At 74.4% G+C, this 13,858-nt stretch carries 12 protein-coding genes; 9 read left to right on the plus strand and 3 right to left on the minus strand.

Annotated elements, in window-relative coordinates; genetic code table 11:
- Window positions 1-34 precede the first annotated feature (34 nt).
- Together V6U81_RS03315 and V6U81_RS03320 are read right to left on the minus strand one after the other, a co-directional pair.
- Complete coding sequence (locus V6U81_RS03315) at window positions 35-1,198, minus strand: CapA family protein (protein ID WP_334484148.1); 1,164 nt, start codon at window positions 1,196-1,198, stop codon at window positions 35-37.
- Between the two features lie 56 nt (window positions 1,199-1,254).
- Window positions 1,255-1,917 (minus strand): adenosylcobinamide amidohydrolase, encoded by a 663-nt coding sequence (locus tag V6U81_RS03320; RefSeq protein WP_334484150.1) that lies wholly within the window; start codon window positions 1,915-1,917, stop codon window positions 1,255-1,257.
- A 220-nt stretch (window positions 1,918-2,137) separates the two neighbouring features.
- Here V6U81_RS03320 and V6U81_RS03325 point away from each other — a divergent pair, with 220 nt between their 5' ends.
- Window positions 2,138-2,815 (plus strand): Crp/Fnr family transcriptional regulator, encoded by a 678-nt coding sequence (locus V6U81_RS03325; RefSeq protein WP_067306583.1) that lies wholly within the window; start codon window positions 2,138-2,140, stop codon window positions 2,813-2,815.
- A gap of 4 nt (window positions 2,816-2,819) precedes the next feature.
- On the opposite strand, the gene V6U81_RS03330 is transcribed toward V6U81_RS03325, so the two are convergent.
- Window positions 2,820-3,314, minus strand: coding sequence for a DUF3592 domain-containing protein (locus V6U81_RS03330; protein ID WP_420883958.1), 495 nt, complete (start codon window positions 3,312-3,314; stop codon window positions 2,820-2,822).
- Between the two features lie 339 nt (window positions 3,315-3,653).
- On the opposite strand from V6U81_RS03330, the gene V6U81_RS03335 reads away from it, so the two are divergent.
- From V6U81_RS03335 to V6U81_RS03370, 8 genes are all read left to right on the plus strand, one after another.
- Window positions 3,654-4,397, plus strand: a complete 744-nt coding sequence (locus V6U81_RS03335; RefSeq protein ID WP_334484155.1) for a metallophosphoesterase family protein — start codon at window positions 3,654-3,656, stop codon at window positions 4,395-4,397.
- A gap of 103 nt (window positions 4,398-4,500) precedes the next feature.
- Window positions 4,501-5,145, plus strand: coding sequence for a TetR/AcrR family transcriptional regulator (locus V6U81_RS03340; RefSeq protein ID WP_334484158.1), 645 nt, complete (start codon window positions 4,501-4,503; stop codon window positions 5,143-5,145).
- A gap of 23 nt (window positions 5,146-5,168) precedes the next feature.
- Window positions 5,169-5,966: a TIGR03084 family metal-binding protein gene (locus V6U81_RS03345; RefSeq protein WP_334484160.1), complete on the plus strand. Its 798-nt coding sequence runs from the start codon at window positions 5,169-5,171 to the stop codon at window positions 5,964-5,966.
- A complete protein-coding gene (locus V6U81_RS03350; protein WP_334484163.1) occupies window positions 5,963-7,636 on the plus strand; it encodes an acyclic terpene utilization AtuA family protein in 1,674 nt (557 codons plus the stop codon). Before V6U81_RS03345 ends, V6U81_RS03350 begins: the two co-directional genes overlap by 4 nt.
- Window positions 7,637-7,641: 5 nt before the next feature.
- Window positions 7,642-8,838 carry an acyl-CoA dehydrogenase family protein gene (locus V6U81_RS03355; protein ID WP_334484165.1) on the plus strand — a complete coding sequence of 399 codons (1,197 nt, stop codon included), beginning with the start codon at window positions 7,642-7,644 and terminating at the stop codon, window positions 8,836-8,838.
- Window positions 8,839-8,894: 56 nt separating this feature from the next.
- Complete coding sequence (locus tag V6U81_RS03360; RefSeq protein WP_334484167.1) at window positions 8,895-10,496, plus strand: acyl-CoA carboxylase subunit beta; 1,602 nt, start codon at window positions 8,895-8,897, stop codon at window positions 10,494-10,496.
- Window positions 10,497-10,506: 10 nt separating this feature from the next.
- Window positions 10,507-12,555 carry an ATP-binding protein gene (locus tag V6U81_RS03365; protein WP_334484170.1) on the plus strand — a complete coding sequence of 683 codons (2,049 nt, stop codon included), beginning with the start codon at window positions 10,507-10,509 and terminating at the stop codon, window positions 12,553-12,555.
- Window positions 12,552-13,742, plus strand: coding sequence for an acyl-CoA dehydrogenase family protein (locus V6U81_RS03370; RefSeq protein ID WP_334484173.1), 1,191 nt, complete (start codon window positions 12,552-12,554; stop codon window positions 13,740-13,742). The genes V6U81_RS03365 and V6U81_RS03370 overlap by 4 nt, the downstream gene beginning before the upstream one ends.
- The last annotated feature ends 116 nt before the right edge of the window (window positions 13,743-13,858 follow it).

Genomic DNA, 13,858 nt, shown 5'->3' on the forward strand with positions numbered 1-13,858 from the left:
AACCCGCCGGGCCCACGCCCCGGGGTCGCCGGGTTCAGCCGGCCTGCGCTGCGCTGATCTTCCCGGCGGCGTCGAACCGGGCGCCGCGCTCCCCGAAGTCGCTGCGGCTGAGCTGCCTGACCAGGCCGAGCCCCTGGTCGGCGGGGTCCATGGTCGGCTTGCCCACGGAGCTCATCCGGGTGGAGGTGAACGAACCGCCGGCGAAGCTGCCGTCCGGCTTGAGCGACACCTTGAGCACGCCGCCCCAGCCGAGCCGCCCGCTCGGATTCAGCGACCGCCCACCACCGGCGAAGTTGCCGAGGCTGTACGCGATCAGCCGGCCCTGGTAGAACTCCATGCCGCGCAGCACGTGCGGGCCGTGCCCGACGATCAGGTCCGCCCCCGCGTCGATCATGGCGTGGGCGAACTTCACCGGGTCACCCCGGTTCTCGCCGTAGAAGAGTTCGGTGCCCGGCCTGACCCTGGTCTTGTCGGCGCCCTCGGCTCCCATGTGCACCTGCACGACCACGATGTCGGCCATGGTGGAGGCCTTCTCGACGACCAGGTTCGCGGCGTCGATGTCGGTCAGGCTGTTGGACCAGGGGTACGACGAGAAGCCGGCGACCGCCACCTTCACGCCCTTGACCTCGACCACGGTGATCTGGTCGGGCGCCCCGGTGTGCTTCAGCCCGTGCGCCTCGAGCGCCCTGCGGGTGTTCGCGTAACCCTGGGGGCCGTAGTCGTAGCCGTGGTTGTTGGCCTGGTTGAGCAGCTGGAAGCCGGCTTCCTTGAGGTGGGCGGCGTACTCGGCCGGGGCCCGGAACTGGAAGCAGTTGGTGGAGCCCGGGGCGCACTTGCCGGTGCCGGTGTCCGCGGTGAGCGGCTCCTCCAGGTTCCCCATCACCAGGTCGGACTTCAGCGCGTCGGAGATCTCGTCGAAGAAGCCCTTTCCGCCGTTGGGCGGGAGCTTGGCCGGGGCGTTGCCCATGATGACGTCGCCGGTCGCCGAGAGGGTGATCGCGCCGGTCGCCCCGTCGGCGGTGGGTGCCGGCCCGTCGGTCGGGACCGGGGAGCCGGTGGCGCCGCCACCGCCACCGGGCTGCCAGACCGGCGCGGGATCGTCCGACCGGGTGCAGCCGGCGCCGAGCAGCACGCCGAGCAGAGCGCCGGCGGCGAGCGCGGCGCGGCGGCGGGGGCGCGGGGGTGCGGCAGCGTACATCGGGCGCCACGCTACCGGGTATGCATCCGCCCGACGATGGCCGATCGGACGGAACTTCAGCCCGCCGGCCGGTCCGACCACGGGACGCAGGGTGCCGCGCCGCCGTCCCGGACGGCGGCGTGCACGGCGCGGGCGAGCGGGGCGCCCCAGGTGGAGCGGGGGCCGCCGTAGGGCTCGGCGGGGCCGTCCACCGGGCAGAGCACGGTGACTGCGTCGGTGGGCGTACCGGTGGCCGGCAGGCCGAGCTCCCAGATCGCCTGGGCCTTCGCCTCGGTGGCGGTGGCGACCGCGTTGACCAGGGCGGCGTCGCTCAGCGCGGCCGGCACGTACGCCACGATGTTGACCGTGCCGACGCGCTGCGCCGGGGCCGCCGGCGCGGCCGCGGCGGCCCAGAGCGGGGTGCCGAGGCCGACGGTGGCCCAGACCCGCACGCCGGTGTCGGTCCGGGTCACCACTTCCGCGACGTCCACCCCGGTCAGCAGGCCGACCCCGGGCCCGTCGAGGCCCTGGCCGTGGGCCAGCGCGATCAGGTGGTCCGCCGGGTCGTCCCGGTGGTACGACATCGACACGGTCGCGTTGACCACCCAGCGGCGGACGCCGATCCCGCCGCCCAGCGGGCCGGAACTGACCGCCCGCAGTGGGCCGTCGGCGCGCCACACCAGCAGGGGGACGTCCCGCCCGTCCTCGGGTCGGGTGGCCAGCACAGGCTCGTTCAGCACGCCGGTCACCCTACGACCCACGCCGGCGACGGCCGGTGACAACCCAGGGCGCGCGCGGGATACTAACCCTTGATCAGGTCCGCAGGGTTACGCCCAACGATCAAGTTTCGAGGGGTGCGGCTCTGATTCATGCTCACGTGCGCCTAGACTTGGCGGCGCGCGAGGGATCAGCGGACGGCGGACCCGGCCGACGGACGGCACGCGCAACCGGAGGTGCGCGATGGACGAGGTACTGGCCCGCAGCGGGATCTTCCAGGGTGTCGACCCGGAGGCTGCCGAGGCGCTCGCCAAGGAGATGGAGACGATCGACGTCCGCAAGGGCGAGATCGTGTTCAACGAGGGCGAGCCCGGCGACAGTCTCTACATCCTCCTGTCGGGAAAGATCAAGGTCGGGCGTCGGGCGGCCGACGGCCGGCAGAACCTGATCGCGGTGATGGGCCCGTCGGACATGGTCGGTGAGCTGTCGCTCTTCGACCCCGGTCCGCGTACGGCCACCGCCACCGCGGTCACCGACACCCGGCTGGTACGGCTGCGCAAGCAGGCGCTGCGGCCGTGGCTGAACAACCGGCCCGAGATCGCCGAGCAGTTGCTGCGGGTGCTGGCCCGCCGGCTGCGCCGGACCAACGACTCGCTGGCCGACCTGATCTTCACCGACGTGCCGGGCCGGGTCGCCAAGAACCTGCTCCAGATGGCCGGCCGCTTCGGCACCCGGGACGGCGGCGTCCTGCGGGTGACCCACGACCTGACCCAGGAGGAGATCGCCCAGCTCGTCGGCGCCTCTCGGGAGACCGTCAACAAGGCGCTCGCCGACTTCGCCTCGCGCGGCTGGCTGCGCCTGGACGGCAAGAGCATCATCATCCTCGACCCGGAGCGGCTGGCCCGCCGCGCGCGGGTCTGACAGGTCAGATCGGTCTTCCCGGCCCGGCCCGCCGTCGTGCGGTCCGGGCCGGTCCGGTTTCTGCCCGCGCCCGCCCCGGCCACGGATACTGCCGTTCCCCCAGGGGCGGCACCGGTCGGTGCTGCCGCCAGTCCTCCGCCTGTCCACGCCAGTGCGACCAGGTGCGCCGGAGGTACCACCCGTAGAGCGCGCCGGGGACCAGCCCGAACGCGACCAGACCGGCGTCGGCGACCGGCGACGGCCCGCCGAGGGGCAGGGACACGTCCTCCGGCTCGGCCGGGTCGTAGACGACGGTGACCACGTCACCGGGGGCGGGCCGCGGTTCGGGTATGGCCGACGTGCTGCCCCGCACCGCCCGACCCTCCGGCGTGGTGAACCGCACCTTCATCGCCGACCTTCGCGGGAACACCGACACGCTCTCCACGACGGCCGGGGTGCTGACGCCCCGCTCCCGTAGCTGCCACCCGTCGACCAGGGCACCGATCCCGCAGGCGAGCACGGTGACCGTGCCACAGCAGACCAGAAACGCCGCAAGGGCCGGGTGCCGGAGCCAGTACCCGGGCCGCCAGCGGCTGCGCGGTTCCCGCTCGACCGGGGCGGCCGGTGGCGCCGCGGCGGCTGTGCGCGCTCGGCGCGGTCGGCCCGGTCGCCACGGTCGCCCGCGTCGGCTCCGCCGACCACCCATCGCCACCTCCCGTGCCTCCGGCTACCGCGTCGCGCCGTTCGACCGGCGCCCGTCGGGCCGGCCCGACGGTAGGCCGCCCTGGCAAGCCTGGACACCGTCTGCCCGGGGCAGAATTCCTGGACATCGGACGCGAGCCGGGGCCACGGTGTGCCGATGCTGCAACGTGTCGCCGTACTCTCCGACATCCACGGCGTGCTGCCGGCGCTGGAGGCCGTCCTGGCCGAGCCGGACGTGGCCGCCGCCGACCTGATCGTGCTCACCGGTGACCTCGCGGCCGGGCCGCAGCCGGTCGAGGTGCTGGACTTGCTCGCTGGGCTGGGCGAACGGGCCCGCTGGGTCCGGGGCAACGCGGACCGGGAGCTGGTCGAGGCCCGGGCGGGCACACCCTCCCCCATCGAGGTCTCGAACTGGGCGGCCGCGCAGCTGCGCGAGGACCAACTGGCCCGGTTGGCCGCCCTGCCGCTGACCGTCACCCTGCCGGTGGCCGGCCTCGGCGATGTCCTGTTCTGCCATGCCACGCCCCGGGACGACGAGGAGGTCGTGCTGGTGGACTCCCGGCCGGCGCGCTGGGCGGAGGTCTTCGCCGGCCTGCCGGCCACGGTCGGCACGGTGGTCTGCGGGCACACCCACATGCCGTTCGCCCGGCTCGTCGACCGCCGGCTGGTGGTCAACCCGGGCAGCGTCGGCATGCCGTACGGCGGGCCGGGGGCGTACTGGGCGCTGCTCGGGCCGGGTGTGCAGCTACGCCGAACAGAGTTCGACGTGGACGGCGCGTGCGCGCGGGTGACGGCCGAGTCCGGCTTCCCGGACGCCGCCGGATTCGCCGACGAGTACCTGCGCTCCCGGCACAGCGACCTGGACGCGCTCGCCGCCTTCGGTCCCCGCGACGGCCGCTGACCCCCGCGCCCGCCACCGCGCCGGCCGGTCGCCACCGGTCCGGCGACGCTCCCCGAAAAAAGTCAGTCTTGACTGTTTGTTTCGGTGCCGGCACGCTGTCCCCGTGCCCACCGCATCGACCCGCATCCCTCAGCAGGAGCGCAGCCGCGCCACCCAGGCCCGGCTGCTGGAGGCGACCGTCGAGTGCCTGGTGGAGCACGGCTGGTCCGGCACCACGACGACCGTGGTCGCCGCCCGGGCCGGCGTCTCGCGCGGCGCCCAGCTGCACCACTACCCGACCAAGGCCGCGCTGGTCACCGCCGCCGTCGCACACCTCGCCGAACGGCGGGCCGGGGAGCTGCGCACCGAGGCCGAGGCGCTGCCCACCGGCCCGCAGCGGCTCGACCGGGTGGTCGACCTGCTCGGCGCGGCCTTCACCGGCCCGCTCTTCGTCGCCGCCCTCGAACTCTGGGTGGCCGCCCGCACCGACGCCGAGCTGCGCGACGCCCTGGTGCCGCTGGAGGCCCGGGTCGGCCGGGAGATGCACCGGCTCACCGTCGGTCTGCTCGGCGTCGACGAACGCCGGCCCGGGGTCCGTGAGGCGGTCCAGGCCACCCTGGACCTGCTCCGCGGGCTCGGCGTGGCCAACCTGCTCAGCGACGACTCGGCCCGCCGCACCGCCCTGCTGCACACCTGGAAACGCCAGCTCGCCGCCCTGCTCACCCCGGATCCGGGCCCGCAACGCCCGGCTCCGGACGCCGGCACCTGACCGGCCCACCGCCCGGAGGCACCATGGTCGACCTGACAGCACTGCTCGCGGACCTGGCCGCCGAGTCCGAGCAGCTCGACGCCCTCGTCGCCGCGCTGCCGGCGGACGGATGGTCGCGGCCCACACCGGCTCCCGGCTGGACGGTCGGCCACCAGATCGCCCACCTCGCCTGGACCGACCACGTGGCCCGGCTCGCCGCCACCGACGCCGAGGCGTTCTTCGCCTCGGTCACCTCGGTCCCCGACCCGAGCCGGCTGGTCGACGACGGCGCGGAGCAGCTCCTCGCGCCGCCGGCCGAGCTGCTCGCCCGCTGGCGGGCCGGCCGGGTCGGGCTCGCCGAGGCCCTCGCCGCCGTCCCGCCCGGGGAGAAACTGCCCTGGTACGGCACCCGGATGTCGGCCGCCTCGATGGCCACCGCCCGGATCATGGAGACCTGGGCGCACGGCGAGGACGTCGCGGACGCGCTCGGCGTACACCGCACCCCGACCGAGCGGCTGCGGCACGTCGCGCACCTCGGCTTCCGTACCCTCGGGCACGGCTTCGCCGCCCACGGCCGGCCGGTCCCCACGGCGCCGGTGCGGGTGGAGCTGACCGCGCCCGACGGGTCGACCTGGGGCCTCGGGCCGGCGGGCGCGGCGGACCGGGTCACCGGCCCGGCGCTCGACTTCTGCCTGCTGGTCACCCAGCGGCGGCACCGCGCCGACCTCGCGCTGGTCGCCACCGGGTGGACCGCCGACGCCTGGCTCGACGTGGCCCAGGCCTTCGCCGGCCCGCCCGGCGCCGGCCGCCGGCCGCGGACCACCAGCGGGGCCCGGGCATGACCGGGGTACTGCGGGTCGGCAACGCCTCCGGCTTCTACGGCGACCGCCTCTCCGCCTGGCGGGAGATGCTCGACGGCGGCGAGCTGGACGTGCTCACCGGCGACTACCTGGCCGAACTGACCATGCTGATCCTCGGCCGGGACCGGATGCGCGACCCCGACCTGGGCTACGCGAAGACCTTCCTCCGCCAGCTCGAAGGCACTCTGGGCACCGCGCTGGACCGGGGAGTGCGGATCGTGACCAACGCCGGCGGGTTGAACCCGGCCGGGCTGGCCGCCGCGATCCGGGCGCTCGGCGACCGGCTCGGCCTCACCGTGCGGGTCGGTCACGTCGAGGGTGACGCCCTGCCCCGCCCGGACGCGCTCACCGCGAACGCGTACCTCGGCGCGTTCGGCATCGCCGCCTGCCTCGACGGCGGCGCCGACGTGGTGGTCACCGGCCGGGTCACCGACGCCTCCCTGGCGGTCGGGCCGGCGATCGCCCGTTTCGGCTGGGGGCGCGACGACCTGGACGCCCTGGCGGGGGCGACCGTCGCCGGGCACCTCATCGAGTGCGGCACGCAGGTCACCGGCGGCAACTTCAGCTTCTTCACCGAACTGCCCGACAGGGGCCACCGCCCCGGCTTCCCGATCGCCGAGATCCACCCGGACGGCTCCGCCGTCGTCACCAAGCATCCCGGCACCGGCGGCGCGGTCACCGTCGAGACGGTCACCGCCCAACTGCTCTACGAGGTGGGCGGGCCGGCGTACCTCGGTCCGGACGTGGTGACCCGGCTCGACACGGTGCGGCTGCGCCAGGACGGGCCGGATCGGGTCCACGTCTCCGGCACCCGGGGCACCCCACCGCCGGACACCCTCAAGGTCGGCATCAACAACCTCGGCGGCTTCCGCAACTCGATGACGTTCGTCCTCTGCGGGCTGGACATCCCGGCCAAGGCCACGCTGGTCCGGGCGCAGCTGGAGGAGGTGGTCGGCAAGGAGGGGCTGGAGTTCACCCTGGCCCGCACCGACCACCCGGGCGCGAGCGACACCGAGACCGCGAGCGCGCTGCTGCACGTACACCTGCGCGACGGCGACCGGGAGCGGGCCGGGCGGGCCTTCTCGGCCGCCGCGGTGGAGCTGGCCCTGGCCTCCTATCCCGGCTGCACCCTCACCACCCTCCCCGGTGACGCCGCCCCGTACGGCGTCTTCACCGCCGTCGCGGTCCCGCAGGACGAGGTTGCGCACGTCGCGGTGCTGCCCGGCGGGGAGCGGGTGCCGATCGCCCCGCCGATCCGGACGACCCCCGCACCCGCGGAACCGGCGCCGACCGCGCCGGCCGCTCCACCGGATCCGGGGCGGCCGACCCGGCGCGGGCCGCTCGGTGAGCTGGTCGGGGCGCGCTCCGGCGACAAGGGCGGGGACGCCAACCTCGGCGTCTGGGCCCGCACGGACGCCACCTGGGCCTGGCTGCGCGGCTGGCTCACCGTGGACCGGCTCGCCGAACTGCTGCCGGAGACCGCCCCGCTGACCGTCGAGCGGTACGAGCTGCCGCACCTGCGCGCGGTCAACTTCGTGCTCCGCGGCCTGCTCGGGCAGGGTGTGGCCGCCTCCACCCGATTCGACCCGCAGGCGAAGGCGCTCGGCGAGCTGCTCCGCTCCCGGATCGTCGACCTGCCGGCGCAGGGGTGACGGCGATGACCATCGTGGACACTCCGGAACGCCGGCAGCTGCGCGAACTGACCCGGGCCTTCGTCAAGAAGGAGGTCCTGCCGCACCTGGCCGACTGGGAGCGGGCCGGCGAGGTGCCGCGTGACCTGCACGCCACCGCCGCGAAGATCGGCCTGCTCGGCATCGGCTTCCCCGAGTCGGTCGGCGGCAGCGGCGGCGACCTGCTCGACTCGATCGTGGTGACCGAGGAGATCATCCGGTCCGGTGGCTCGTCCGGGCTGGTCGCGGCGCTCTTCACGCACGGCATCGCCCTGCCGCACATGGTGGCCGCCGCCGGCGGCCGGGCCGGAGGCCTCCTCGGCGGCCGGCTCGGCGGGGGCGGGGCGCCGGGCGACAACGACCTGGTCGACCGGTACGTCCGCCCCACCCTGGCCGGGACGATGATCGGCGCGCTGGCGATCACCGAGCCGGGCGGCGGCTCGGACGTCGCCGCGATCCGCACCACCGCCCGCCGGGACGGCGACCACTACGTGGTGAACGGGTCGAAGACCTACATCACCAGCGGCATCCGGGCCGACTTCGTGACCACGGCGGTCTGCACCGACTTCCCGGGCAGCGGCGAGCTCAGCCTGCTGGTGATCGAGAAGGGCACGCCCGGCTTCACCGTCGGGCGGCGGCTGGAGAAGCTGGGCTGGCACTGCTCGGACACCGCCGAGCTCTCCTTCGTCGACGTACGGGTGCCGGTGGCGAACCGGATCGGCGAGGAGAACACCGGCTTCCTCGCGATCATGCAGCACTTCGCCGCGGAGCGGCTCTCGCTGGCCACCCAGGCGTACGCGACCGCGCAGCGCTGTGTGGAGCTGGCGGTGCGGTGGTGCCGGGACCGGGAGACGTTCGGCCGGCCGCTGGCCAGCCGGCAGGTGGTCCGGCACCGGCTGGCGGAGCTGCACACCCGCGCCGAGGCGGCCCGCGCGTACGTGCACGACGTGGCGGCCCGGGTGGCGGCCGGCGAACCGGTGGTGACCGAGGTGGCGATGGCGAAGAACGTCGCGGTGGCCGCCTGCGACCACGTGGTCGACGCGGCGCTGCAACTGCACGGCGGCTTCGGCTACCTGCGCGACGCCGAGGTGGAACGGCACTACCGGGACGCCCGGATCCTCGGCATCGGCGGCGGCACCACCGAGATCATGAACGAGATCATCGCGAAGGGCATGGGGCTGTGAGTGCGAGGAGTGAGCTGGGTCTGCGAGCCCCGCAGTCACGAACGGAAAGGAGCCCTGTGACCACACTGGACAGCGCGATCGACCCGTCCTCGCCCGGCTTCACGGCCAACCGCGAGGGGCTGCGGGAACGCCTCGCCGAACTGGAGGCCGCGCTCGACCAGGCCCGGGCCGGCGGCGGTGAGAGGTACGTGACCCGGCACCACCAGCGGGGAAAGCTGCTCCCCCGGGAGCGGATCGAGCTGCTGCTCGACCCGGACAGCCCGTTTCTGGAGTTGTCCCCGGTGGCCGCGTACGGCACCGACTTCCCGGTCGGCGCCAGCACGGTCACCGGCATCGGCGTGGTCGAGGGCGTGGAGTGCCTGGTCGTCGCGAACGACCCGACGGTACGCGGCGGCGCGGTCAACCCGTGGGCACTGGCGAAGACCCGGCGGGCCGGCGAGATCGCCCTCGCCAACCGGCTGCCGATGATCAATCTGGTCGAGTCGGCCGGGGCGGACCTGCCCACCCAGGCGGAGATCTTCATCCCGGGCGGCCGGGTGTTCCGCGACCTGACCCGACTCTCCGCGGCGAAGATCCCCACGGTCAGCGTGGTCTTCGGCAACGCCACCGCCGGCGGCGCGTACGTGCCGGGGATGTCCGACTTCACCATCATGATCCGGGACCGGTCGCAGGTCTACCTGGCCGGGCCGCCGCTGGTGAAGATGGCGACCGGCGAGGTCACCGACGACGAGTCCCTCGGCGGGGCGGCCATGCACGCGTCGACGTCCGGCCTGGCCGACTTCCTGGCGGAGGACGAACGGGACGGCATCCGGCTGGCCCGGCAGTGCGTCCGCCGGCTGAACTGGCGCAAGCAGGGGCCACCGCGGCGTACCGCCTCTCCCCGGGAGCCGAAGTACGACCCGGAGGAGCTGCTCGGCATCGCCAGCGCCGACCTCAAGGTGCCCTTCGACCCGCGCGAGGTGTTGGCCCGGGTGCTGGACGGCAGCGAGTTCGACGAGTTCAAGCCGGCGTACGGGACCGCGCTGGTCACCGGCTGGGGCGAGCTGCACGGGTATCCGGTCGGCGTGCTGGCCAACGCTCGCGGCGTGCTGTTCAGCGAGGAGGCGCAGAAGGCGGCCCAGTTCATCCAGCTCGCCAACGCCGCCGACACCCCGCTGGTCTTCCTCCAGAACACCACCGGCTACATGGTCGGCACCGAGTACGAGCAGCGCGGCATCATCAAGCACGGCGCTCTCATGATCAACGCGGTGTCGAACTCGAGGGTGCCGCACCTGACGGTCAACCTGGGCGCCTCCTACGGCGCCGGCAACTACGGCATGTGCGGCCGGGCGTACGAGCCGAGGTTCCTCTTCACCTGGCCGAACGCGAAGTCGGCGGTGATGGGGCCGGCGCAGCTCGCCGGGGTGCTCTCGATCGTGGCCCGGCAGGCCGCCGCCGCCCGGGGGCGCGACTACGACGAGGACTCCGACGCGGCGATGCGGATGATGGTCGAGCAGCAGATCGAGTCCCAGTCCGGGGCGCTCTTCCTCTCCGGCCGGCTCTACGACGATGGGGTGATCGACCCCCGGGACACCCGTACCGTCCTCGGGCTCTGCCTGTCGGCGATCCACAACGGACCGGTGAAGGGCGCCGACGGCTTCGGCGTCTTCCGGATGTGAGGGGCAACCAGTGATCACCCGACTTCTCGTGGCCAACCGGGGCGAAATAGCCCGCCGGGTCTTTGCCACCTGCCGTGAGCTCGGCGTCGAGACGGTCGCCGTGCACTCCGACGCCGACGCCGACGCACCCTTCGTCGCCGAGGCCGACCAGGCCGTCCGCCTGCCCGGGAACACCCCGGCCGAGACGTACCTGCGGATCGAGCTGATCCTGGACGCGGCCCGGCGGGCCGGCGCGGACGCCGTCCACCCGGGCTACGGCTTCCTCGCCGAGAACGCCGAGTTCGCGGCGGCGGTGACCGACGCGGGGCTGACCTGGGTCGGCCCGCCGGCCAAGGCGATCGCCGCGATGGGCGACAAGATGGCCGCCAAGGCGCTGCTGGTCGATGCGGGCGTGCCGATGCTGCCGACCTGGACCGACGGCGACCAGGTCACCGACTTCCCGGTGCTGGTCAAGGCGTCCGCGGGTGGCGGCGGCCGGGGGATGCGGATCGTCCGCGACGCCGCCGGGCTGGCCGAGGCCGTCGCCTCCGCGCGCCGCGAGGCGGCCGCAGCGTTCGGCGACGGCACGGTCTTCATCGAGCGGTACGTCGAGCGCGGCCGGCACGTCGAGGTGCAGATCTTCGGCGACACCCACGGCTCGGTGGTGGCGCTCGGCGAACGGGACTGCTCGATCCAGCGCCGGCACCAGAAGATCGTCGAGGAGGCTCCGGCGGTGGCCGCCCCGGAGCTGCGGGCCCGCCTGCACGAGGCGGCGGTGGCGGCCGGCCGGGCCGTCGACTACGCCGGCGCCGGCACGGTGGAGTTCCTGCTCGCCCCGACCGGGGAGTTCTTCTTCCTGGAGATGAACACCCGCCTGCAGGTCGAGCACCCGGTCACCGAGGCGGTCACCGGGCTGGACCTGGTCCGGCTGCAACTGCTGGTCGCCGAGGGCGCGCCGCTGCCGCTGGCGGCGACCCCGCCGGTCGACGGTCACGCGATCGAGGTACGCCTCTGCGCCGAGGACCCGGCCCAGGGCTTCCGCCCGGCCACCGGCGTCCTGCACCGTTTCGCGGTCCCCGGGGTGACCGGCGAGTTCGCCCCCACGCGCGGGCTGCGGCTCGACTCCGGCGTGGTGGACGGCTCGACAATCGGCGTGCACTACGACTCGATGCTGGCCAAGCTGATCACCTGGGCGCCGACCCGCGGCGAGGCCGCCCGTGCCCTCGCGGGCGCGCTGGCCCGGGCCGAGTTCCACGGCGTCGCCACCAACCGGGACCTGCTGGTCCGGGTGCTGCGCAGCCGGGAGTTCGGCGCGGCCGAGGTCGACACCGGCTTCCTGGAGCGGCACGACGAGGTCTTCGCCCCACTCCTGCCGGCCGAGCAGGTGCCCCTCGTGGCGCTGGCCGCCGCGCTCGCCGGTGCGGCCGACCGGCGGGCGACCGCCCCGGTGCTCCCCGGGCTCCCCTCGGGCTGGCGCAACGTGCCCGCCTTCCCGCAGGTCACCCGCTACGCCGGGCCGGACGGCGAGATCGAGGTCCGCTACCGGCTGGACCGGACGGGCGCCCTCGCCGAGTGGTCCAGCACCTCCGGGACCACCGGCGACCCCGCGGCCGACCGGACCGACCCGGCGCCGACCGGGACCGCCGGGCCGGCCGGAGACGCCGCCGGGCAGCCGCCGACCGTGGCGCTGGTCGAGGCCACCCCGCACCGGGTGGTGCTCGACGTCGACGGCGTGCGGCGGGCCTTCCGCGTACATCGGGTGGGTGCGGAGGTCTTCGTGGACGGCCCGGACGGGGCGGCGAGCCTGACCGAGCTGCCGCGATTCCCGCTGCCCACCGCGGAGCTGGCGGCCGGTTCGCTGCTGGCGCCGCTGCCCGGCACGGTGACCCGGGTGCACGTCGAGGTCGGCCGGCGGGTCATTGCCGGAGAACTGCTGCTGACCCTGGAAGCGATGAAGCTCGAACATCCCGTGCTCGCCCCGACCGACGGCGTGGTCGCCGAACTGCCGGTGCCGGCCGGCGGCCAGGTCGAGACCGGCGCCGTGCTGGCCGTGGTCAACCTCGAGGAGGACCTCCGATGAACTTCGACCTCACCCCCGAACAGGACCAGCTCCGCGACGCCGTCCGCGCGCTGGGCCGCAAGTACGGCCACTCCTACTTCGTGGAGAAGGCGAAGGCCGGCGGGCACACCACCGAGCTGTGGAGCGAGGCCGGCCGGCTCGGCTACCTCGGCGTCAACATCCCCACCGAGTACGGCGGCGGGGGCGGCGGCATCACGGAACTGGCCATCGTCTGCGAGGAGCTGGCCGCGGCCGGCTGCCCGCTGCTGCTGCTGGTGGTCTCCCCGGCCATCGCCGCCACGGTGATCAACAAGCACGGCACCGACGAGCAGCGCAAGCGGCACCTGCCCGGCCTCGCCGACGGCACCCAGAAGATCGTCTTCGCGATCACCGAGCCGGAGGCCGGCTCGAACTTCCACCGGCTCGGCACGGTGGCCCGCCGCGACGGCGACGACTGGCTGCTCTCCGGCCGCAAGTGCTACATCTCCGGCGTGGACGAGGCGCAGTACGTCCTGGTCGTGGCGCGTGTCGCCGTCGGAGACGGTCAAGGTGGCCCGGGGGACGCCTCTCCGCAGAAGCTCAAGCCGGCGCTGTTCATCGTGCCGACCGACGCTCCCGGGCTGACCCGCTCCAAGCTGGACATGGAGATCCTCTCCCCGGAGAACCAGTTCCTGCTCTACCTGGACGACGTGCGGCTGCCCGCCGACGCGCTGGTCGGCGAGTCGCTCGACGCCGGCCTGCCGGCGCTCTTCGCCGGGCTCAACCCGGAACGGATCACGGTCGCCGCGATGGGCGCCGGCACCGGCCGGTACGCCATCGAGCGGGCCAGCGAGTACACCGCCACCCGCAAGGTGTGGGGCGGCCGGAGCATCGGCTCCCACCAGGGCGTCGCCCACCCCCTCGCGCACGCGGCGGTGCAGGTGGAGCTGGCCCGCCTGATGATCCACAAGGCGGCCACCCTCTACGACGCCGGCCGTGACCTGGAGGCCGGCGTCTCCGGCAACATGGCCAAGTACGCCGCCGGCGAGGCCGCCGCGCTCGCCGTGGACACCGCCGTGCAGGCGCTCGGCGGGGCCGGCATGACCACCGAGTACGGCGTGGCCACCCTGCTCGGCGCGGTCCGGGCCGGCCGGATCGCCCCGGTCAGCCGGGAGATGATCCTCAACTTCGTCGCCCAGCACGTCCTCGGCCAGGACAAGTCGTACTGACAGCGCGTCGGCGGCGACTCCGGCCGGGCACGCCGCCGGCCTGACGTGCCGCCGGCGGAAAGGGTGACCGTTTCGACACCCTGCGTTCAACCGCCCTCCACTGCCACGATCGGGGC

This window comes from Micromonospora lacuserhaii, assembly GCF_036902735.1.
Taxonomy (GTDB): Bacteria; Actinomycetota; Actinomycetes; order Mycobacteriales; family Micromonosporaceae; genus Micromonospora.